This window comes from Nocardioides lianchengensis (assembly GCF_900101465.1).
GTDB classification, from domain to species: domain Bacteria; phylum Actinomycetota; class Actinomycetes; order Propionibacteriales; family Nocardioidaceae; genus Nocardioides; species Nocardioides lianchengensis.
Genome location: NZ_FMZM01000002.1, coordinates 392660 through 412663, shown reverse-complemented (window position 1 = coordinate 412663; position 20004 = coordinate 392660). Strand labels below are relative to the sequence as shown.

The following is a 20004-nucleotide window of genomic DNA, read 5'->3' as shown; positions in this document are numbered from 1 at the left end:
GCCGAGTCAGCACAACTGGTGCTGACTCGGCCTCACTTCGTGCTGACTCGGCCGGTGATCGGCGGGAGGTCCTTCAGGGTGACGATGCCGGGGGGCGCGGCGACGACGTAGGGGACGGCGTTGGTGACCGGCATCGCCGTGTAGATCATCCCGAGGTCCATGAAGCCCTCGCTCCAGTCCTGCGGGGGCAGGCAGTGGATGACGGTGCGCATGTTGGGCACGCCGAAGATCTGGATGACGTGGCCGTGCGCCAGCGGCTTCGGGGGTACGACGTGCTCGCCCATCGTCCAGTTGAAGCCGACGCTGACCACGTTGCGATCGCCGACCCAGCCGCGGTGGTAGCCCATCACGCCGCCGACCGTGCCGGCCGGGATCGTCATGAAGCCGAGGTCGGTGTCGCCGGTGGCCGCGGTGAAGGTGACGTCGAAGGTCAGCCGGTCCAGGGTCACGCCGATCGCGTCGGCCATCATCGCGGCCGACTCCGCGAAGACCTCCGACTCGCGGCGGACCGACTCGGCCAGCCCGGGGGTCTCGGGGTCGAGCGAGAAGCCCATCGCGGTCTGCGTCTCGGCCGACTCATACGTCGAGCAGTCCACCGACTCGGTGATCCTGATCTCGTCGACCTGCTCGCAGGAGCCGCTCAGCACCATCCCGACCAGGTTGGTCATGCCGGGGTGGGCGCCCGACCCGAAGATCGTCGAGCCGCCCCGCTCGCACGCCGTACGGATCCGCTCGAGGTCCTCCGGTGACTGCTTCCCGCCGGTGATCCAGGCCGCGCTGGAGCAGACGTTCACCCCCGCCTCGAGCAGCGCGCACAGCTCGTCGACCGAGGGCCACAACGGGTTGTAGCAGCAGGCGTCGGCGCCCAGGGCCAGCAGCGCGGCGACGTCGTTGGTCGCGAGGACCCCGGTCGGCGACGGCCAGCCGCAGAGCTCGGCGGCGTCGCGGCCGACCTTGTCGGCACCGTGGGCGTAGACGCCGACGAGCTCGAGGTCGGGCCGGGCCAGGATCGCGTGCAGCGAGCGCCGCCCGATGTTGCCGGTCGTCCACTGGATCACGCGCAGGGGCTGGGTCATGATCGCAAATTAGAACGTGTTCCACCTGCTGTCCAGGAGCCTCGTGACCGGAACCACCCCGCCGGGGCTTGAGTCCGGCCCCCCGTCCGCCCCTACGGTGGAGGACGAGCGCGACTCACGCAGCGCGCCTTTCTCGTCCGATCGGACGCCCCATCCGCGGCGCCCCGGACCGTCAGCACCACCGTCGCCCGCCACCCGCGGGCCGCGGCGTACCCGACTCCGAAAGGCCAGTGCCCCGTGTCCCTCATCCCCCTGCGCCGTCCCGACCAGCCGTCCCGGCTGGCGGGCGGCCGTGTCGTGGCCCCCGAGGTCGTCGTCTCCGCCGAGCCGCTGCGCTCCCGGCCCTCACGCCGCGAGATCGTCGCGGTCCTCGAGCCGGTCTGGGCCGCCCCCAGTGGAGACGCCGGCGACTCCGTGCGTGCCTCGGGCGACCTCGTCGTCGAGGCCGCCGAGCGGCTCACCCGCTTCCTGCACCCCGGCGAGGTCGTGGCCGGCACCCCCGAGGGGCGACTCACCCTGCGGCTGCGCCGTGGCGAGCGGGCCGCCCGCCCGGTCCGCCTGCAGGAGATGGCCTACCACGCGGTCGAGGTCCTCGACCTGGTCGCGGACGCCCACGGTCTGCGCCGCGGCGTCATCGACCTCGGCGTCGGCTGGGCCCCGGTCACCCGCAAGCAGGGCGCCCGCCAGGCCGAGGTGAACGCCTCCTCCGCGGCCGCCGAGTCGCTGCTCCAGCGCGACCTCCAGCCCCGTCACCATGCCGCCGACGTCAGGACGCGCCAGCCGCGGATCAACCTCTGGTCGGCCGGCTCCCAGATCGTGTGGGCGACGCTCGGCGCCATGCTGGTGCCGTTCCTGGCCCTGGTCGGGCTCGACGCCGTCGGGCTGGACGTCTCCACGGTCGTCTACTGGTTCCTCGTCGGCGCGCTCTCACTGACCGCGCTGACCATCTGGGCCGAGAGCTCCCAGGCCCTCGACCCGCCGCGCCCGCCGGCCGACCCCGGTCCGGCCCCGCGCGCGACGGCCGTGATCGCGGCGTACCTGCCCAACGAGGCCGACACCATCGTCGAGACGGTCCGCGCCTTCCTGGCCCAGGAGTACGCCGGCGGCCTGCAGGTCGTGCTCGCCTACAACACCCCCTTCGCGGTCCCGGTCGAGGCCGAGCTCGAGCAGCTCGCCGCCGACCACGACGGCCTCACCGTGCTGAAGGTCGCCGACAGCACCTCCAAGGCGCAGAACGTGAACGCCGCGCTGCGGGTGGCCGAGGGCGAGTTCGTCGGGATCTTCGACGCCGACCACCACCCGATGGCCGGCGCGTTCGACCGCGCCTGGGCCTGGTTCAGCGACACCCGCGACCCGGTCGACGTCGTGCAGGGCCACTGCGTCATCCGCAACGGCGACGACTCCGCGCTCGCACGGCTGGTCGCGGTCGAGTTCGAGCAGATCTACGCCGTCTCGCACCCCGGCCGGGCCCAGCTGCACGGCTTCGGGATCTTCGGCGGCTCCAACGGCTACTGGCGCACCTCCGCTCTCGAGCGGATCCGGCTGCGCGGCTCGTTCCTCACCGAGGACATCGAGGCGTCCATGCGGGTCCTCGCCGCCGGCGGCCGGATCGTCAACGACCCCGGGCTGATCAGCCGCGAGCTCGCGCCCGAGACGCCGAAGGCGCTGTGGAAGCAGCGGATGCGCTGGGCCCAGGGCTGGTTCCAGGTCTCGCTGAAGCACCTGCGCCCGATCCTGCGCTCCTCCCGGCTGACCCTGCGCCAGAAGCTCGGGGCGACGTACCTGCTGGGGTGGCGCGAGCTCTACCCCTGGATCGCCGTGCTCGCCTGGCCGCTGATCGGCTTCTACGCGTGGCGCGACGGCGGGCTCGACCTGACCTCGCCGATCTTCGCGCTGGTGACCTTGTTCGTGACCGTCTCCGGGCCGCTGCAGACCTTCGCCGCCTGGCGGCTGGCCGCGCCCGAGATCCGGCGCCACGGCCGGTGGTTCCTCGGCGCCGCGATCGCCAACATGCTCGTCTACACCGAGGCCAAGAACGTCGTCGCCCGGGTCGCGCACCTCAAGCAGCTGCGCGGCGAGCACCAGTGGGTCGTGACGCCCCGCAACGCCCCCAGCTCCGGCAGCAGCCGGTCGACCGACGTCCCCGAGACCTCCGAGGAGGTGGCCGCATGAGCGCCCAGACCGTCCCCACGACCACCGCGCCCCGCTACCCGCTCGGCTGGCTGCGCGCCCTGGCCGCGTTCGCCGTCGTGTTCTTCCACGCCTACCAGCACAACCGGACCGGTGCCGAGGGCACCTGGCCGTGGTCGGGCACGGCCCACCAGCTGATGACCGGCACCGACCTGTTCGTCGACATGTTCTTCGTGCTGTCCGGGCTGGTGCTCTGGCTGCCGATCGCCCGGGCGGCGGCCGCCGGGGCCACTGACAAGCCCGGTCGGGTGCTGCTCTACCGCCGGATGGCCCGCCTGCTCCCGCTCTACTACGTCGTCGTGTTGCTGGTGTGGACGGCGACCAACCCCGAGCTGCCGGGGCACTGGCAGGACCTGCTGACCCACCTGACGTTCACCCACGTCTACAGCGACGAGTACATCTTCTGGACCAACGGTCCGGCCTGGTCGCTCGGCGTCGAGTTCCACTTCTACGTCGTGATGGCGCTCGCCGTACCCCTCGTCCACGCCGGGGTACGACGGGCCGCGACCCGTCGCGGCCGGCTCGCCGTCGCGGCGGTGCTGCCGGCGCTGCTCGTGGTCGTCGGCCTGGCCTACCTGGCCTGGGCGACCCTGCTCTCGGGCCAGCCGCACACCGACTGGTCGCTCTGGTTCTCGCCGATCTCCCGGGCTGCGGACTTCGGCCTCGGGATGGGCCTGGCGGTGCTCGCAGCCGCCGGTGTCCGGCTCGGCCGGGCGGCCCGCGGCGCGCTGGCGACCGGGGGCGTGGCCGTGCTGGTGTGGCTGGTCCTCATCCGCCCGATCGACTCGGTGACGGGCGAGTGGTGGCACCCGGCGTACGCCCTCGCGCTCACGGCGGCGTTCGCCTCGATCGTGCTCCACGACGGCCCGTGGCCGGCCGTGCTCGACTGGCGGCCGCTGGCGTGGCTCGGCGGTCTCGGGTACGGCGTCTACCTGATCCACGAGCCGGTGATGCGCCTGCTCGGCCACCTCGGGGTGCTGCCCGAGGCCCGCAGCGGGAGCTTCTTCGTGGTCACCGCCGTGCTCGTGGTGGTCCCCACCGTGCTGCTCGCCTGGGTCAGCTCGCGCACCGTCGAGGCCGCCGGGCTGAAGCTGCTCGCGATGATCGACCGCCGCGGGGCGCCGCGCGACTACTACGCGCACCTCACCGACGGCCCGCGGGTCGAGGAGCGCGAGGACCGCAGCGACCGGGAGCTCGCCGCGAGCCGCTAGCCCGCCTGCAGGCCCGGCAGCACGTCGGCGGCGACGGCCTCCAGGACGGCCTCGTCGCCGACGTACGCCGTCTCCCGGCGCGGCCAGTGGGTGACCAGGTCGGTGAAGCCGAGCTCGGCGACCCGACCGGCGACCTCCTCGAAGAAGGCCACGCTGGACAGCGCGAACCGGCCCGTGCCGGTGAGGTGCGGGGTCGCGTCGGGCAGGACGTAGCGCGGCACGGTGCCGGGGTCGCGGCCGACCTCGGCGAGCGCGTCGTCGAAGCGGTGCACCGACTCGGCGAGGCCGGCGTACCAGCTGTCGACGGAGTCGGCGGCGTAGGGACCGGTCGTGATCCAGCCGCTGCCGTGGGCGGCGGCGAACCGCAGCGAGCGCGGCCCGTTGGCCGCCAGGAGGTACGGCGTCCGCGGCAGCCCCGGTCGCGTGCGCGCGTCGGCGGTGGAGAACCAGCGGCCCTCGGTGGTGACGTGGTCGCCGTCGCGCAGCTGCTCGAGGACGCCGACGAACTCCTGGAACCGATCGACCCGCTCGCGCACCGACAGGTCGGCACCCCCGAGGACCTGCGCGTCGAGGTCGCCGCCGGTGCCGAGGCCGAGCAGGAACCGGCCGCCCGAGACGTCCTCGAGCGCCTGGGCGTCGCGGAAGAGCAGGTAGGGGTGCCGGAAGTTGGGCGCCGAGACCAGGGTGCCGAGGGGGATCCGCTCGGTGATCGCCGCCGCGGCCGCCAGGGTCGGCGTCGCCCCTGCCCACGGCGAGTCCGGCAGCCCGCCCCAGGTCAGGTGGTCGTAGGTCCAGGCGTGGTCGAAGCCCAGCTCCTCGGTGGCCCGCCACCGCGGCGCCGCCTCGGCCCAGGGCTGGTCGGTGAGCAGGGTGAGTCCGACGCGCATGGGTCGAGCCTAGGGCTTGGGCCCCGGCTCGGGCCGGGGAGCCGGGCGCAGGGCTCGGAGCCCGGCGAGGACGAGCACGCCCCCGCCCGCGACGCCCAGCGCCAAGCCCCACCAGGAGGGGTGCGTGACCGTGAGCAGCTGCATGGCCAGCGGGATGATCGTGACCGTCATGGCGACCACCAGCAGCCGGTAGGCGACGTGACCGGTCACCGCGGCGCACAGGCACCAGCCGAGCACCAGGGCCAGGGCGAGCAGCAGGATCGTCCAGGCGTCGGCGGTGTAGCTCTCGGAGTCGGCCACCGGCCCGTCGAACGAGGACCCGTAGATGACCCCGTCCTCCGAGCTCATCCCCGAGAAGGCGACCGAGAGGCTGTGCTCGAACGACAGCACCCCGGTCAGCACGGCGAACCCGACGACGGTGACCCCACCGGCCACGGCACCGCTCAGCACCCGGCTCGCCGGCAGCCGCCACCCCGCAGCGGTGACCAGCAGCGCGAACAGGGCCAGGGCCAGGGCGATCTGCACCCCCGGGACTCCCTCGCCGTCCCCGGTGCCGACGGCGTCGTCGATGCCCTGCAGGTAGGCGACCAGCAGGCCGAGCACCCCCGTGACGACGAACGGCCCGCGGCGGGTCAGGGCCAGTCCGGCGGCGGAGAGCAGGACGACCAGCAGACCCGCGACGTACGGCGTCGCGTCGTGGGTGTCCATCGCCACCGCCACCATCAGGCCGACGCCGACGCTGCCGAACGCGCCCGGCCAGGCGACCAGGTCGCTCGACCGGTCCCCCTGCTGGAGCCGGAGGTAGGTCCCCACGGCGAACAGGAGCAGCCCGCCCGTGGCCAGCAGGCCCACCGCGAAGTTGGACAGGTCGAGATCGCCGCTCTCACGCGAGTAGAACGCCGACAGCACGACCGCGGTCGCGAGGAGGGCCACGCCGAGGGCCACCACCGGACGGTCTCGGTCGAGGGACGGGCGCAGCGGCAGGGTCTCGATCACGGCGAAACCCTAGGGGGTACCGCCCCCTCTCGGATGGACTCCCGGGGAATCGGCTCGGAGGTCCGGATCAGCTCTGGCTGGCCAGGGCCAGCGGCAGCACCTCGGCCGCGCCGGCCCGCCGGAGCGCCCGGGTGGCGACGGTGAGGGTCCAGCCGGTGCCGACCAGGTCGTCGACCAGCAGCACCCGGGCGTCCGGGGGCAGGTCGGCGTGGAGGTCGTAGCGCCGCCCGACCGCGGCCACCCGCTGGGCGGAGTTGGCCTGGCCCTGGCCGGGTGCGAGGTCGGGGTCGACGATCGCGAAGGTGCCGGCGAGCGGAACCTTGAGGTAGCGGGAGAGTCCGGCCGCCAGGTCGGCCACCAGCGTGGGCCGGGTCGCGGACTCGACGTGGACGACGGCGTCGACCGCGGGCCGCCAGTCGCCGAGGACCGCGACGACCGCCTGCACGAGCGGGACGGGGACCGGCCCGTCGGGGGTCTCCGGCCGGAACAGCTCGCGCAGCGCCTGGCCGTAGCCGAGGTCGGTGAGCCGGGCGACGACCCGGCCCTCGCTCGCGGCTTCGCTGATCCGCCCCTTCCAGTCGATGCCGAGGCTGGCCAGCGCGGTCGGCCACATCTTGCGGGGCTCGAGCGGGACGCCGGGGCGGGACAGCCGGGCGTCGGCCTCCTCGACCGCCGCGGCCGACACCTCGGTCGAGAGCTGCAGGCCGCCGCAGTTGTCGCAGCGCCCGCAGTCGGTGGCGTCGGGGTCGTCGAGCTGGTCGCGCAGGTAGCGCATCCGGCACACGTCGGTGTCGAGGTAGTCGAGCATGGCCCGCTGCTCGCGCTCGCGGGCCTCGGTCACCCGCTGGTAGCGCTCGGCGTCGTAGGACCACGGCTGCCCGGTCGACTCCCAGCCGCCGCGGACGCGGCGGACGGCGCCGTCGACGTCGAGCACCTTCAGCATCGTCTCGAGGCGGTTGCGGCTGAGGTCGACGTGGGCCTCGATGGCCGCCGTGCTGAGCGGGCGGCCCTCGCCGGCCAGCACCTCGAGGGTCTGGCGGACCAGCTCCTCGCGCGGGAAGGCCAGCGAGGCGAAGTAGGCCCAGATGTCGCGGTCCTCGAGCGCCGGCAGCAGCACGACGACGGCCTCGTCGGTGCCGCGGCCAGCCCGGCCGACCTGCTGGTAGTAGGCGACCGGCGACTGCGGCGCCCCCATGTTGACCACGAAGCCGAGGGTCGCGTCGAAGCCCATCCCGAGGGCGGAGGTCGCGATCAGCGCCTTCACCCGGCCGGCCGCCAGGTCGGCCTCGAGGGCGAGCCGCTCGGTCTGCTCGGTCTGCCCGGAGTAGGCCGCGACGTCGTGACCGCGCGAGCGGAGGTAGTCGGCGATCTCCTGCGTGGCCGCGACCGTCAGGCAGTAGACGATGCCGGAGCCGGGCTGCTCGGCCAGGTGGTCGGCCAGCCAGGCCAGCCGCTGCTGCGCCGTCTTGAGTCGTACGACGCCCAGCCGCAGCGACTCCCGGTCCAGCGAGCCGCGCAGCACCAGGACGTCGGCGCCGAGCTGCTCGGCGACGTCCTGGGTGACCCGCGAGTTGGCCGTCGCGGTCGTCGCCAGCACCGGGATGCCGGTCGGCAGGTCCCCGAGCAGGGTGCGGATGCGCCGATAGTCGGGGCGGAAGTCGTGGCCCCAGTCGGAGATGCAGTGGGCCTCGTCGACCACCAGCAGCCCGCAGGTGGCCGCCAGCTTCGGCAGCACCTCGTCGCGGAAGCCCGGGTTGTTGAGCCGCTCGGGACTGACCAGCAGGACGTCGACCTCGCCGGCGTTGATCGCGTCGTGGATCGGCTGCCAGTCCTCGATGTTGGTCGAGTTGATCGTCACCGCCCGGATGCCGGCCCGCTCCGCGGCCTGGATCTGGTTGCGCATCAGGGCGAGCAGCGGCGAGACGATGACCGTCGGCCCCGCCCCGCCCGCGCGCAGCAGCAGGGTGGCCACGAAGTAGACCGCGGACTTGCCCCAGCCGGTCCGCTGGACGACCAGCGACCGGCGGCGGTGCACGGCCAGCGCCTCGATGGCCGACCACTGGTCCTCGCGCAGGGTGACGTCGTCGCGTCCCACCAGGGCGCGCAGGTGCGCCTCGGCCTGGGCGCGGACGTCGGTCGCGGTGGTCGGAGTGGTCATGCGGCCTGTCTACCAGCGCGTCCCGACATTCCGTGCGCGGCGGGGGCCGGGATGGTCCACACTCGTTCCTCCCCAGCAGGGACCGAGACCGTCGTCGTCGTGGTCGGGGGACTCGCCCTGCTCTGCTGGCTGCCGCTGCTGGTGGTCCTGCTCTTCGCGGTCGCCGACAGCGGGTCCGACCTGGGCGACGTCCTGCTCGCCGCCGGCGCCGCCCTGGGGGTGACGGTCGTCCTCGAGGTCGCGGTCCTGGGTCCGCTGAGCCGGCGCTGGGACCTGGCGCACCACGACGAGCCGGCGACCAGCCCGGCCTGAGACCGGTCCCGCTTCGGGCGGGCGGGTTCCGGGTACTCCCCCCCCATGGCCCACCCCGTCCGCCGGATCATCGCGACCCTGCCGGGCCTGCTCGCGCTCTCGGTCTACCTGGTCCTCGCCGCGGGTCCGATGGCCCCGGTCGACGCCGACGTGGACACCGGGCTCAGCAACGGGCCCAGCACCGGGCCCAGCACCGGCCAGCACCGGAGTCCATGACCCGTCTGGGCCATGCCCGCGCCCGGAGGGTCCGACCTACCGTCGGGCATGCGCCTTCCCCTGCCCCGCTCCACCCCGGCCGTGCTCCTCATCGCCGGCGCCCTCTTCGTCGCCGCCTCCGGAGGTGCCGTCGCCGGGACGATGATCACCGGCAAGCAGATCAAGGACGGCACGGTCACCACCAAGGACGTCAAGGACCGAACGCTGAAGGTCCAGGACCTCGCGCCCGGGACGGCCACCTCCCTGCGCGGCCGCGCGGGTCCGGCCGGCGCACGTGGAGCACCCGGAGCACCCGGAGCACCCGGAGCACCCGGCGCACCCGGCGCCGACGGGCTGGTCCGGGCCTACGCCCACGTCCAGGGGACCCTCGTCACCCGCCAGTCGGGGGGCATCACCGCGACCAGCCCGGCCCCGGGGGTGCGCTGCCTGTCCCTGCCCGGGATCGACGCGCAGCAGGCGAGCGCCGTCATCACCCTGGACTTCTCCACCGACGCCACGGGCACCAACGCCCAGGCCTACGCCGAGGTCCAGTCGAACCCCGGCGGGTGCCCGAACGAGACCGATCTCCGGGTCCTCACGTTCTTCCGGAGCGTGCCCACCGGCGAGATCACCTGGGCGGACCAGGGGTTCTTCCTGCTGGTGCCGTGAGGGCGGTCAGTGCGGCCGCGGCGCGACGCCCAGTCGCGCGCAGGCGGCGTCGTACAGCGCCACGACCTCGCGGCGGATCTCGGCCCGCTCGCTGATCGTCCCGGCCGGCCAGGCCACCCGGACCTCCGCGTTGCCGTCGGGCGTGGTCGCGGCGAACACACCGGCCTCCCCGTCGAGGCCGGTCATGGCCGCCGCGGTCGCGTCCGGCCGCGCGAAGGCGCGGACGATCAGCAGGCTGTCGTCGTTGTGGTCGTCGTTCATGTGCGCGAGGACCGCGGTCACGACGGACTCGGGGAAGGTCACGGCGGCAGCCTAGGCGGCCGGGCCCTTCGCCCGTACGTCGGCGACCCGGCCGGTGGCGTCGCGCAGCTCGGCGAGCCAGTCACCCTCGTGCTGGCCGACCAAGCGGACGCACCAGGCCAGCGCGTCCGCCCGGGAGCGGGCCACGCCCGCGTCGACGAGAGTGTCGAGGACCAGGCGCTGCGGCTGGCGCAGCCGGGTCATCACCGGCGTCGACACGTGGGTCCACAGCTCGCCGTGGGCGTCGTCGCCCTCCCCGAGGCGCACGCCCCACGAGACCTTGCGCCCGTAGCGGTGCTCGGCCTCGCGGGCGATGGCCATCCGGGTCTCGCGGGTCTCCTCGCGGAACGCCTTCGCCCGGCCGGCCCGGGTCTCGGCGACCTCGACCGCGGAGGCGCCCTCGGCGGTCGTCACGTCGGGGACGGTGAGCAGCACCGTCACCTCCTCGCGGTCCACGGTCACCTCGGCCGGCGCCGCCGACCAGGCCTCCGGCAGTCGACCGGCGAACCAGCCGCGGATCCGCTCTCGCGTCTCATCCTGAATCATGATTACATGCTTACACCTTTGCAGCGACGGAACCAAGGAGTGCAGACATGGGCGTCGACGAGCCGGGTCTCCCGACCCTCCACGCGTGGGCGGGCGGCGACGCCGCCGTACGCGCGCTGATCGACGCCTTCTACGACCGGGTCGAGGGCGATGCGCTGCTGGCCGGGTTCTTCCCGAGCGGGGTCGACGAGCGGCACCGGGCCCACGTCGCGGCCTGGTGGTGCGAGGTGCTCGGCGGCGCGACGTCGTACACCGACGACCTCGGGGGCTACCCGGCGATGTTCGACCACCACCGCGGGCTGGCCATCACGCCCGAGCAGCGGCACCGGTTCGCCGCCACCATGAGCCTGGCCGCCGACGACGCAGGGCTGCCGGACGACCCCGAGTTCCGCGCCGCGATCGTCGGGTACGTCGAGTGGGGCACCCGCCTGGCCCAGCAGAACTCCCAGCCGGGGGCGACGCCCGTCGAGGACGCGCCGGTCCCCCGCTGGGGCTGGGGAGTGGCCCCGCCCTGGCGGGGGTGATCAGGCGGTGCGGGACCGGCGGATCAGGGCGCCGAGCGCGGCGCCGGCCAGCGCCGGGAGCACGACCAGCAGGGTCAGGAACACGAATCCGTCACCCAGCTCCTCGCCGAACGAGCCGGAGGCGTCGGGCTCCAGCAGGACCGCGGTGAGCGCGATGCCGACCGTGGTCCCGATCCCGGCCAGCACCCACACCGCGGCGGCGGCCGGGTAGGGACGCCGCGAGCCGTCCCAGACGGCCCAGGCGAAGCCGATGGCCATCACCAGCACGAAGTAGAGCAGTCCCGCCCCGAGCGCGTCCCCGCCGTCGGTGCGGTCCAGCACGAGCAGGAACACGGCGTACACCGCGACGAGGAGGGCCGCGCGCAGGACGGCGGCGGCGATGACGCGGAGGACGGGCATCGGGTCAGGATGCCACGAAGGACTCGCCCCGCAGCGCCGGTACGACGTTCGTCGCGTCGAGCTCGCCCGCGACCTCGACGTCGCCGGGGTGACCGGCCGCCACCAGCTCGCGCCCGCTGGCGCACGCGCGCAGCGCGGCGAGCACGTACGCTGCGACCGCGTCGTACGCCGTGACGGCGAGGCGGGCCTCCGGGCTCGGCGTCCCGGCACCGATCGCGGCCAGGATCGCGCCCGCGCCCCAGAGGTCCTCGACCGCCGGCCGCAGCGTCCCGTCGGGCCACCGCTCGCCCGCGGCCACGACGGCGACCGAGGCGCCCGCCCGGACCCGCTCCGCGAGCACCGCGCCCACGGCCGTCGCGTTGCGCAGGCAGCCGCCGAGCACCTCTCCGCCGGCCGTGGCGAGGGCGAAGGAGATGCTCGACCCGTTCGGGCTGGGCAGCACCAGCCGCTCGACGCCGCTCGCGGCGCGGACGCTCAGCGGCGACAGGCTCACCTCGCCCGGCCCGGCCTGACTGCGCCCCACGGCCAGCACCGCGTCCCGCGTCAGCGCGTACGACGTCGCCCGCACGTCGCGCCAGCCGAACGGGAAGACCTCGATCCCGCCCTCGACCGCGACCGACAGCGTGGTGGTGAACGACAGCACGTCGACCACCACCGTCACGTCGGCCGCGACCGCCGCCGCTCCGGTCGGGCCCCAGTCGAAGCGGACGTCGTACGACGCCTGCTGCCAGGCGGGGTTGGTGGTGTCGATACGCGTCACGCCCCCTCGCTCCGGGTCTCGATACGCCCGCTCGTTCCTCACGGGCTACTCGACCAGCGATCCCGTCACTACCAGATGCGGACGCGGTCGTCCGGCTCGAGCCACAGCCCGTCACCGGGCGCGGTCTCGAACGCGTCGTGGAACTCGTCGAGGTTGCGCACGATGTTGGCCCGGAACTCCGGCGGGGAGTGCGGGTCGATGGTGAGGTACTGCTGCTCCTGCTCCGTACGACGCTTGGTGCGCCACACGTAGGCCCAGTTGCTGAACAGCCGGCGCCGGTCCTCGACCGACGCCTCGCCGCCCTGCGAGATCAGGTAGGCCTTGTGGGCGATGGTCAGCCCGCCCAGGTCGCCGATGTTCTCGCCGACGGTGAGCGAGCCGTTGACCTTCTCGCCGGGCAGGTTGCGCGGCTCGAAGCCGTCGTACTGTTCGACGAGCTTCTTGGTCTTCACCTCGAAGGCCGCCTTGTCGTCGGCGGTCCACCAGTCCTCGAGGTTGCCGTGCGGGTCGTACTGGGCGCCCTGGTCGTCGAAGCCGTGGCCGATCTCGTGGCCGATCACCGCGCCGATGCCGCCGTAGTTCTCGGCCGGGAGGGCGTCGGGGCTGAAGAACGGCTTCTGCAGGATGCCGGCCGGGAAGCAGATCTCGTTGGTGCCGGGGTTGTAGTAGGCGTTCACGGTCTGCGGGAGCATGAACCACTCGTCGCGGTCGACCGGGTTGCCGAGCTTGCCCAGCTGGCGGTCGGTCTCGAACGACGATGCCGCCGCCACGTTGCCGAGCAGGTCGTTGGCGCTGACCTGGAGACCGGAGTAGTCGCGGAACTTCTCCGGGTAGCCGATCTTGGGCCGGAACGTCTCCAGCTTGGCGTAGGCCCGCTGCTTGGTCTCGTCGGTCATCCAGTCGAGCGCCTCGATGGAGACCCGGTACGCCGCCAGCAGGTTGGCGACCAGGTCATCCATCAGCGCCTTGGAGGTCGGCGGGAAGTGCCGGGCGACGTACTCCTGGCCGACGGCCTCGCCGAGCGCGCCCTCGACCAGGGCCACCCCGCGCTTCCAGCGGGCCCGCAGCTCGGGCGTGCCGTTGAGGGTGCGGCCGTAGAAGTCGAAGTTGGCCTCGACGAAGTCGTCGGTGAGGTACGGCGCCGCGCTGCGCAGGACGTGGGTGAGCAGCCAGGCCTTCCAGTCCGCGATCGGCACCTCGTCGAGGACGGTCGAGAGGTGGCCGAAGTACGACGGCTGCCGGACGCACGACTCGGCGACGGTCAGCTCGTTGCCGCCGAGGTTGGTGACGTAGGCGTCCCAGTCGAAGGACGGGCAGAGCGCCTTCAGCTCGTCGGCGGTCAGCAGGTTGTAGGTCTTCTGGACGTCGCGGGTGTCCGCGCGCTCCCAGTGGCCGGCGGCCAGCTTGGTGTCGATGGCCAGCACGGTGGCCGCGGCGCCCGCGGCGTCGGGGTGCTCGGCGAGCGTGAGCAGCCGGGTGAGGTAGCCGACGTACTTCTCCCGGACCTCCGCGAACTTCTCCTCGCGGTAGTACGACTCGTCCGGCAGCCCGAGACCGCCCTGGACCAGGTGGAAGAGGTAGCGCTCGGAGTTGCGGTCGTCGGAGTCGACGTACGAGCCGAAGAGGCCGTGCCCGCCGATCCGCTCGAACTCGCCCAGGAAGGCGGCCAGGTCGCGCACGTCGCGCAGCGCGTCGACCGCGTCGATGAGCGGGCGGACGGGGCGCAGCCCCTTGGCGTTGATGGCGTCGGTGTCCATGAACGAGGCGAACAGGTCGCCGATCTTGCGGGCGTCGTCGGTCATGGCCGCCGCGTCCCCGGCCGCCAGGTCCTCGATGATCGCCTTGACGTCGCTCTCCGCGCCGTCGGCCAGCTGCACGAACGGGCCCCAGCTCGAGCGGTCCGAGGGGATCTCGGTCTCGTCGAGCCAGCGCCCGTTGACGTGGCCGAACAGGTCGTCCTGGGGACGGATGTCGGGGTTCATGCCCTCGCGGGCGTCGTCGAGGATCGTCACGGGGACGACCCTAACGAAGAGGTGTGCGGCGGGTCAGCCGTCGATGCGCGTGCGGATCCGCGCGAGGACGTCCTCGGGGGAGCTGCCGTCGCGCTCGGCGATCTCGTTGACCAGCTCGGTGACGACCAGCAGCACGCCGCTCATCAGGGGCGAGATGTCGAGCTCGAGCTCCCCCTCGTCCTCGTCCATCGTCACCTCGATGGCGTCGATCTCGAGGAGTCGGCCGAAGGCCAGCTCCATCGCGTCCTCGTTGTCGACGTCGGCGGCGGTCACGCCGTCCAGGATGATGTGGCCGGCCCGGCGGACCAGGTCGTCGCTGGGACCGTCGTCGCCGTGGTCGTGGTCGCTGTGGTCGTGATCGTGCTGGTGCTCGCTCATGGGGCCATCCTGCCGGGTCGGTCCGCGGCGTCCGTCGTCGAGTGACGCCAGACGGTCGCCAAGACCTGTCCTATCCAGCCATCTCGCGTCACTCGACGGGGCGGACGTGGACCACCGACTTGCCGAGCGTGCGCCGCTCGTCCATGTCGACGAGGGCCTGGCCGAAGTCCTCCAGCGGGTACGTCGAGCCGACCGGCGGCTTCACGACCCCCGACTCCAGCATCGGCAGCAGCCGGGTCCACTGCTCGGCCATGTAGCCGGGCCGGGCCATCGCGTACGCGCCCCAGCCGACACCGCGCACGTCGACGTTGTTGAGCAGCAGCCGGTTGACCTTGACCTGCGGGATGCCCGCACCGGCCGCGAAGCCGACGACCAGCAGCCGGCCCTGCGGCGCCAGCACGCGCAGCGAGTCGGTGAAGGCGTCGCCGCCGACCACGTCGACCACGACGTCGACGCCCGCGCCGCCGGTCAGCCCCTGGACCGCCTCCTTGAACCCGTCGAGCAGCACCGCCTCGTCGGCGCCCGCGGCCCGCGCGACCGCGGCCTTCTCGTCGGTGCTGACCACCGCGACGACCCGCGCGCCCATGCCCTTGGCCACCTGGATCGACGCGGTGCCGACCCCACCGGCGGCGCCGTGCACCAGCACGGTCTCGCCCGCCCGCAGCCCGCCCCGCTCGGCCAGGGCGAAGTCGGCGGTGAGGTAGTTCATCGGCAGGGCGGCGCCCTCGTCGTACGACGTGGTGTCGGGGAGCGCGAAAGTGAAGCCGGCCGGGTTCGCCACCAGCTCGGCCGCGCCGCCCCACCCTCCGACGCCGCAGACCCGCTGACCGGGCTCGAAGCCGGCGCCGCTCACGACGGTGCCCGCGAAGTCGACGCCGAGGGTGAACGGCGGCTCCGGCTTGAGCTGGTACTCGCCCTTGCTCAGCAGCAGGTCCGGGAACGAGATGCCGACGCTGTGCACCTCCACCAGCACCTCGCCGTCGCCCGGCGTGGGCTCGGGGACGTCGCGCAGCTCGACGTCGCGGGGACCGGTGGGCGTGATGACCTGGACGGCTCGCATGCGGCCGAGGCTAGCCCGCGGGGTCAGCGCGGGGCGACGAGCGCGTTCATCTCGAAGTGCATGGGGTCGGTGTAGTTCCAGTCGCCGCCCCAGGCGAAGCCCCACTTCTTGAAGATCGAGACCACGGTGCGGTCCATGTCGCCGGGGATGCCGCGGCCGTTGGTGGAGGTGTTGAGGTCGAGCGCGAGGCCGAAGGCGTGGTTGGAGAGCTTGGAGGACCCGGCGATGAAGCGCGGGTAGTAGCAGCCGGCGTACTGGTCGGGGTCGATCTTGTCGGCGAGGCCGCGCTGGACGATCTCCTCCAGCGCCGCGCGCAGCTGGGGGAAGAGCAGCTTGTTGCAGGTCACCGAGCCGAGGATCGGGACCGGCTCGGTGGCGATGTGCTCGCGGACCCAGGCGGGGTCGGGCGCGACCCGGCCGCCACCGAGGACGGTGTAGGTGAAGGTGCCGACCGCTTGGGCGGTCGCACCCACGACGACCGCGACCTGCTGGGCGCCAGGCTCGAGGCCGAAGCGGGCGACCGCGTCGACGAAGCTCAGCGGCCGCTCCTTCCCGACCGCGGTCCGCACCTGCTTGCCGACGTCCTGCGGGTCGAAGCCGGGCGCGGCGACCAGCAGCGCGTTGCCGGTCGTCATCCCGAGCTCGTCGGCCCACTTCTCGTTGACGACCGCGTCGATGCCGCCGTCGACCTGCGGGGCGTACGAGCCGACGTGCGCGCGTGGTGCCTGCTTGTCGCTGCCGAGCTTGAGGAACCCGTCGGCGTCGACCGGCAGCTCCGCCTGGACGGCGGGGTCGACGGCGATCTCGCCGGCCGCGACCCGGTCCCACACCTGCTGGGTGTCGGCGCTGCCGGCGTCGGCGAAGTTGCGGTACGACGCCGGGTCGACCGCGGCGACCGTCAGCAGCTTGTTGTCGATGCTGACCTGGGCCAGCGAGATCCGCTCCACCGCCGCGACGTTCGGGACCGCGCGCACGGCCGCGAGGGTCTGGTCGGTGATCGACTCGCGGCCGTTGACCAGGATGTCGGCGTAGGTCAGCCGGCCGGTGCGCGGCCCCGGCGCGTCCATCGCGTACGGCGCCAGCGGGTCACCGCCGGCCCCCGCGCCGGGATCGCCGCTGGGATCGCCGGTCGAGTCGTCGGAGGTCGGGGTCGCGGAGGCGCCGACCGTGCTGGGCGACGCGTCGGGCTCGGTCGTGCCGCTGCCGTCACCGCCGCCGCAGGCAGCGACCAGCGCGAGCACGCCGGTCAGCCCGGCGGCCCCGAGTGCCTGCCGCAGTCGCATCTGTCCCTCCCCCGAACTCCGGGCCGGTCTCTCAGGGTAGGTGGGCCGGCCAATCCGCACGGGCGAACGCCGGACGCGGCCGCGGGGTTCTCGGGGAGAACCGGACGTTCTGGGGGGATGCTTCGCCCGGGAACGTCCTAGTTACCCGGATATCCGGGTAACTAGGTCACCCCTCCCGCAGCGCCCCGTTCCGGATCGTGAACCACGACACGAGCCCCCCGACGACGAGCAGCGCCGCGGCGATCACCATCGCCGAGCCGTACGCCGCGTCGAACGCGTCCGGGTCGGCGTACTCCGTGCCGCCGAGGCCGACGACGACCGGCAGCGCGGCGACGGCCAGCAGCGAGCCGGCGCGGGCGACGGCGTTGTTGACGCCGCTGGCGATGCCGGCGTGCTCGTCGGGCGCGGCGGCCAGCACCGTCGCGGTGAGCGTCGCGACCATCAGCGCCAACCCCAGGCCGAAGACGGTGATGCCGGGCAGCACGTCGCGCCAGTAGACGACGTCCGCGTCGACGCCGAGGAGCAGCAGGGTCCCCGCGGCGGTCACCAGCGGACCGACGGTCATCGGCACGCGCGGCCCGATCCGGGCCCCGAGCCGGCCGCCGCGCGCGGCGAGCAGCAGCATGCAGACGGTCAGCGGCAGGCTGGCCAGCCCGGCCGCGAGGGCGCCGTACCCGCCGACGGTCTGCAGCTGCAGGGTGAGGAAGAAGAGCACCGACCCGAGGGCGCCGTACACGAGGAAGGTCATCACGTTCGCGGCGCTGAAGGTCAGGTCGCGGAAGATCGAGAGCTCCAGCATCGGCTCGCGCTCGCGCCGCTCGACGAGCAGGAACAGCACCGCAGCGACGACCGCCAGCACCCCGGCCCACGGCGCGAGCGGCCCGCCCCACTCGATCAGGGCGTACGTCGTACCGCCGAGCGCGGCGGCGGCCAGCACCGCGCCGACGAGGTCGAAGTGGGCGGAGGCGTGCGGGTCGCGGGTCTCCGGCACCGAGCGCGTCGCGATCACGACCGCCAGCGCCGCGAGGGGGAGGTTGATCAGGAAGATCCAGCGCCAGTGGACGTACTCGACCAGCGCGCCGCCGACGAATGGCCCGATCGCCGCGGCGATCCCGCCCAGCCCGGACCAGGCGCCGATGGCCGCGGCCCGGTCCTCCTTCACGAAGGCGCCCTGGATCATCGCCAGGCTGCCGGGGGTGAGCAGCGCGCCGGCGACGCCCTGCAGCACCCGGGCACCGATCAGCACCTCCGCGGTGGGCGCGATTCCGCACAGGAGGGACGCGAGCGCGAACCCGACCGTGCCCCAGACGAACACCCGCCGCCGGCCGAACCGGTCGCCGAGCGAGCCCCCGAGCAGGATCAGGCTGGCCAGGGAGAGCAGGTAGCCGTTGGTGATCCACTGCAGCTGCGCGAGCGATGCGTCGAGGTCCTCGCCGATGGTGCGGAGCGCGACGTTGACGACCGTCCCGTCGAGCAGCGCGATGCCCGAGCCGAGGACCGCCGCCGCGACGACCGCGCGCCCGCCCGGCGAACCCATGCGTACGACGCCGGCCGCCGACTGATGCACCACGTCCGAACGGTAGCCTTCCTCCATGGCTGAGGGGACCCTAACCACTGCGGTGCGGCTCGCCCGGCACGTCGACCGGCTCGAGGCCGAGCACCCGCCGATCGACCTGGAGAGCGTCGACTGGACGGTCGGCCGGCCGGTCGAGTTCGAGGCCCGGTTCGGCCACGTCCTCGACTACATGGCGCGTGTCGAGCTCGAGGTCGACCGCAACGTGCTCGAGCTGATGACGATGCTCCCCGACCCGCCCGAGATCGACCGGCGCTTCTACGCCGACGTCTGGCAGCCGCAGGAGACCCGGCACGGCCTGATCCTCGACCGGCTCCAGGTCGAGCTCGGCCGCGAGCCCGCCGACGCCGACCTGTCCTCGATCGGCAGCAAGCTGAAGATCCTCGGCGCGCTCGGGCGCTGGCCGGCGTTCCAGGACGTCAGCCGGATGATCTACTACCTCACCGGCATGGCCACCGAGCGCTCCGCGGTGCTCGCCTACAACCTGCTGCACGACGGGGTCATCGAGATGCGCGAGGGCGCGATGGCCGAGACGATCATCGCGCCGATCAAGCGCCAGGAGCCCGGCCACTACGCCTTCTACCAGCTGTCCGCACGCGGGCTTTGGGCCGAGCTGGCCGGCTGGCAGAAGTGGCTGGTCCGCAAGCTGCGCACCCTGTCCTTCGCCCCGGTCGGCGCCAACAACGACCGGCAGAAGGCCGACTTCGGCGAGCTGATGGAGACCCTCGGGATCACCGCCGACCTCGATGACTTCGCGCGCCAGATCTCGCGCGTCGAGACCGAGCTGCTCTGGGCGCAGAAGCGCGGGCTGAAGGTCCCGCCGTACGTCGTCGCGGCGTTCCGCGAGGCGGTCCAGCACGCCGAGGCCCGGCGCGCGGCCGCGTCGGCCTGACCTTCCGTCAGTCGCGCAGCACCCGCGCCGCGATCCAGGCGATGTCGTCGGCGGTGGCCTCCGGGGTGTCCGAGGGCTGCATGACGTGGCTGAGGACGACCCGCACGACCATGTCGATCGCAGCGTCGAGACGGTCCCCCGCCGGCCCCACGTCGTACGGCGCCAGTCGCGTCGCGACCACCCCCTTGGCGGCGGCCAGCAGCGACTCGCCGTGCGTGGTCAGCAGCGGCAGCAGCTCGGTGTCGGCCCCGTGGGTGGCCGAGACGACGGCGTGCAGCAGCAGGTTGTCGTGGGCGTGCTCGAGGACCCCGCGGGCGCTCGCGCGGATCGCCTCGACCAGGTCGTCGGGGTGCTCGTCGAAAGCCGCGGAGACGACGTCGAGGAAGCGGGCCAGCTCGCGCAGGATCATCGCCTCGGCCAGCCCGGGCTTGGTGCCGATCTCGTTGTAGACCGTCTGCCGGCTGACCCCCACCCGGTCGGCGAGCTTGGCCATCGTCACCTGCGACCAGCCGATCTCGACGGTCATCGCGACGGCCGCCGCGACGACGCGCTCCCGGGTGGTGGCCATGGCATCAGTCTAGGA

21 protein-coding genes are annotated in these 20004 nt (G+C 73.4%); 7 read left to right on the top strand and 14 right to left on the bottom strand.

Annotation, left to right across the window (positions count from 1 at the left end):
- Nucleotides 1-32 precede the first annotated feature (32 nt).
- On the bottom strand, nt 33-1076 hold the full coding sequence (locus BLT76_RS05575) for an NAD(P)H-dependent amine dehydrogenase family protein (RefSeq protein ID WP_090851927.1): 1044 nt from the start codon (nt 1074-1076) through the stop codon (nt 33-35).
- Between the two features lie 237 nt (nt 1077-1313).
- On the opposite strand from BLT76_RS05575, the gene BLT76_RS05570 reads away from it, so the two are divergent.
- Together BLT76_RS05570 and BLT76_RS05565 are read left to right on the top strand one after the other, a co-directional pair.
- Nucleotides 1314-3248, top strand: a complete 1935-nt coding sequence (locus BLT76_RS05570) for a glycosyltransferase family 2 protein (RefSeq protein ID WP_211752728.1) — start codon at nt 1314-1316, stop codon at nt 3246-3248.
- Nucleotides 3245-4477: an acyltransferase family protein gene (locus BLT76_RS05565; RefSeq protein WP_090851924.1), complete on the top strand. Its 1233-nt coding sequence runs from the start codon at nt 3245-3247 to the stop codon at nt 4475-4477. Before BLT76_RS05570 ends, BLT76_RS05565 begins: the two co-directional genes overlap by 4 nt.
- Here BLT76_RS05565 and BLT76_RS05560 read toward each other — a convergent pair.
- The 3 genes from BLT76_RS05560 to BLT76_RS05550 all read right to left on the bottom strand — a co-directional run bounded on the left by BLT76_RS05560 (nt 4474) and on the right by BLT76_RS05550 (nt 8518).
- The gene (locus BLT76_RS05560; protein WP_090851921.1) at nt 4474-5364 is read right to left on the bottom strand and encodes an LLM class flavin-dependent oxidoreductase; all 891 of its coding nucleotides are present in this window, start codon (nt 5362-5364) and stop codon (nt 4474-4476) included. The two genes, BLT76_RS05565 and BLT76_RS05560, sit on opposite strands and share 4 nt — an antisense overlap.
- A 9-nt stretch (nt 5365-5373) precedes the next feature.
- Complete coding sequence (locus tag BLT76_RS05555) at nt 5374-6360, bottom strand: hypothetical protein (protein ID WP_090851918.1); 987 nt, start codon at nt 6358-6360, stop codon at nt 5374-5376.
- A gap of 67 nt (nt 6361-6427) precedes the next feature.
- Nucleotides 6428-8518, bottom strand: a complete 2091-nt coding sequence (locus BLT76_RS05550) for a RecQ family ATP-dependent DNA helicase (protein WP_090851915.1) — start codon at nt 8516-8518, stop codon at nt 6428-6430.
- Nucleotides 8519-8569: 51 nt separating this feature from the next.
- Between BLT76_RS05550 and BLT76_RS05545 the strand changes: the two genes are divergently transcribed.
- From BLT76_RS05545 to BLT76_RS25330, 3 genes are read left to right on the top strand one after another with little or no spacing between them, the layout of a single operon-like run.
- The gene (locus BLT76_RS05545) at nt 8570-8830 is read left to right on the top strand and encodes a hypothetical protein (protein WP_139175430.1); all 261 of its coding nucleotides are present in this window, start codon (nt 8570-8572) and stop codon (nt 8828-8830) included.
- 45 nt (nt 8831-8875) lie between these two features.
- Nucleotides 8876-9046, top strand: coding sequence for a hypothetical protein (locus BLT76_RS25605; protein ID WP_170866946.1), 171 nt, complete (start codon nt 8876-8878; stop codon nt 9044-9046).
- 48 nt (nt 9047-9094) lie between these two features.
- Nucleotides 9095-9694, top strand: coding sequence for a hypothetical protein (locus BLT76_RS25330; RefSeq protein WP_139175429.1), 600 nt, complete (start codon nt 9095-9097; stop codon nt 9692-9694).
- 6 nt (nt 9695-9700) lie between these two features.
- On the opposite strand, the gene BLT76_RS05535 is transcribed toward BLT76_RS25330, so the two are convergent.
- Both BLT76_RS05535 and BLT76_RS05530 read right to left on the bottom strand, forming a co-directional pair.
- Nucleotides 9701-9997: a DUF2470 domain-containing protein gene (locus BLT76_RS05535; protein WP_244509270.1), complete on the bottom strand. Its 297-nt coding sequence runs from the start codon at nt 9995-9997 to the stop codon at nt 9701-9703.
- A 9-nt stretch (nt 9998-10006) separates the two neighbouring features.
- Nucleotides 10007-10540 (bottom strand): hypothetical protein, encoded by a 534-nt coding sequence (locus tag BLT76_RS05530; RefSeq protein ID WP_090851910.1) that lies wholly within the window; start codon nt 10538-10540, stop codon nt 10007-10009.
- A gap of 47 nt (nt 10541-10587) precedes the next feature.
- Between BLT76_RS05530 and BLT76_RS05525 the strand changes: the two genes are divergently transcribed.
- Nucleotides 10588-11064, top strand: a complete 477-nt coding sequence (locus BLT76_RS05525; protein ID WP_090851907.1) for a group II truncated hemoglobin — start codon at nt 10588-10590, stop codon at nt 11062-11064.
- On the opposite strand, the gene BLT76_RS05520 is transcribed toward BLT76_RS05525, so the two are convergent.
- The 7 genes from BLT76_RS05520 to BLT76_RS05490 form a co-directional block, all read right to left on the bottom strand.
- The gene (locus BLT76_RS05520; protein WP_090851904.1) at nt 11065-11463 is read right to left on the bottom strand and encodes a hypothetical protein; all 399 of its coding nucleotides are present in this window, start codon (nt 11461-11463) and stop codon (nt 11065-11067) included.
- A gap of 4 nt (nt 11464-11467) precedes the next feature.
- The gene (locus tag BLT76_RS05515; RefSeq protein WP_244509269.1) at nt 11468-12223 is read right to left on the bottom strand and encodes a 2-phosphosulfolactate phosphatase; all 756 of its coding nucleotides are present in this window, start codon (nt 12221-12223) and stop codon (nt 11468-11470) included.
- A gap of 68 nt (nt 12224-12291) precedes the next feature.
- The gene (locus tag BLT76_RS05510) at nt 12292-14235 is read right to left on the bottom strand and encodes a M13 family metallopeptidase (protein WP_090851900.1); all 1944 of its coding nucleotides are present in this window, start codon (nt 14233-14235) and stop codon (nt 12292-12294) included.
- A 33-nt stretch (nt 14236-14268) separates the two neighbouring features.
- The gene (locus BLT76_RS05505) at nt 14269-14613 is read right to left on the bottom strand and encodes a hypothetical protein (protein WP_090851897.1); all 345 of its coding nucleotides are present in this window, start codon (nt 14611-14613) and stop codon (nt 14269-14271) included.
- Nucleotides 14614-14701: 88 nt separating this feature from the next.
- Complete coding sequence (locus BLT76_RS05500; protein ID WP_090851894.1) at nt 14702-15673, bottom strand: NADPH:quinone oxidoreductase family protein; 972 nt, start codon at nt 15671-15673, stop codon at nt 14702-14704.
- Between the two features lie 23 nt (nt 15674-15696).
- A complete protein-coding gene (locus tag BLT76_RS05495) occupies nt 15697-16956 on the bottom strand; it encodes a M15 family metallopeptidase (protein ID WP_090851892.1) in 1260 nt (419 codons plus the stop codon).
- Nucleotides 16957-17122: 166 nt separating this feature from the next.
- Nucleotides 17123-18526, bottom strand: coding sequence for an MFS transporter (locus BLT76_RS05490; RefSeq protein ID WP_244509268.1), 1404 nt, complete (start codon nt 18524-18526; stop codon nt 17123-17125).
- Nucleotides 18527-18548: 22 nt separating this feature from the next.
- Between BLT76_RS05490 and BLT76_RS05485 the strand changes: the two genes are divergently transcribed.
- Nucleotides 18549-19421: a GTP-binding protein LepA gene (locus tag BLT76_RS05485; protein ID WP_090851885.1), complete on the top strand. Its 873-nt coding sequence runs from the start codon at nt 18549-18551 to the stop codon at nt 19419-19421.
- Between the two features lie 7 nt (nt 19422-19428).
- Here the strand turns inward: BLT76_RS05485 and BLT76_RS05480 are convergent, their stop codons facing one another.
- Nucleotides 19429-19989 (bottom strand): TetR/AcrR family transcriptional regulator, encoded by a 561-nt coding sequence (locus BLT76_RS05480; RefSeq protein WP_090851882.1) that lies wholly within the window; start codon nt 19987-19989, stop codon nt 19429-19431.
- Nucleotides 19990-20004 lie beyond the last annotated feature (15 nt).

Excerpts from the sequence above, each read along its gene's own strand:
- BLT76_RS05560 (WP_090851921.1), bottom strand. The coding sequence starts at position 5,364 with ATGCGCGTCGGACTCACCCTGCTCACCGACCAGCCCTGGGCCGAGGCG.
- BLT76_RS05525 (WP_090851907.1), top strand. The coding sequence starts at position 10,588 with ATGGGCGTCGACGAGCCGGGTCTCCCGACCCTCCACGCGTGGGCGGGC.
- BLT76_RS05495 (WP_090851892.1), bottom strand. The coding sequence starts at position 16,956 with ATGCGACTGCGGCAGGCACTCGGGGCCGCCGGGCTGACCGGCGTGCTC.
- BLT76_RS05530 (WP_090851910.1), bottom strand. The coding sequence starts at position 10,540 with ATGATTCAGGATGAGACGCGAGAGCGGATCCGCGGCTGGTTCGCCGGT.
- BLT76_RS25605 (WP_170866946.1), top strand. The coding sequence starts at position 8,876 with ATGGCCCACCCCGTCCGCCGGATCATCGCGACCCTGCCGGGCCTGCTC.
- BLT76_RS05485 (WP_090851885.1), top strand. The coding sequence starts at position 18,549 with ATGGCTGAGGGGACCCTAACCACTGCGGTGCGGCTCGCCCGGCACGTC.
- BLT76_RS05500 (WP_090851894.1), bottom strand. The coding sequence starts at position 15,673 with ATGCGAGCCGTCCAGGTCATCACGCCCACCGGTCCCCGCGACGTCGAG.
- BLT76_RS05505 (WP_090851897.1), bottom strand. The coding sequence starts at position 14,613 with ATGAGCGAGCACCAGCACGATCACGACCACAGCGACCACGACCACGGC.
- BLT76_RS05545 (WP_139175430.1), top strand. The coding sequence starts at position 8,570 with ATGGTCCACACTCGTTCCTCCCCAGCAGGGACCGAGACCGTCGTCGTC.
- BLT76_RS05550 (WP_090851915.1), bottom strand. The coding sequence starts at position 8,518 with ATGACCACTCCGACCACCGCGACCGACGTCCGCGCCCAGGCCGAGGCG.
- BLT76_RS25330 (WP_139175429.1), top strand. The coding sequence starts at position 9,095 with ATGCGCCTTCCCCTGCCCCGCTCCACCCCGGCCGTGCTCCTCATCGCC.
- BLT76_RS05480 (WP_090851882.1), bottom strand. The coding sequence starts at position 19,989 with ATGGCCACCACCCGGGAGCGCGTCGTCGCGGCGGCCGTCGCGATGACC.
- BLT76_RS05575 (WP_090851927.1), bottom strand. The coding sequence starts at position 1,076 with ATGACCCAGCCCCTGCGCGTGATCCAGTGGACGACCGGCAACATCGGG.
- BLT76_RS05565 (WP_090851924.1), top strand. The coding sequence starts at position 3,245 with ATGAGCGCCCAGACCGTCCCCACGACCACCGCGCCCCGCTACCCGCTC.
- BLT76_RS05520 (WP_090851904.1), bottom strand. The coding sequence starts at position 11,463 with ATGCCCGTCCTCCGCGTCATCGCCGCCGCCGTCCTGCGCGCGGCCCTC.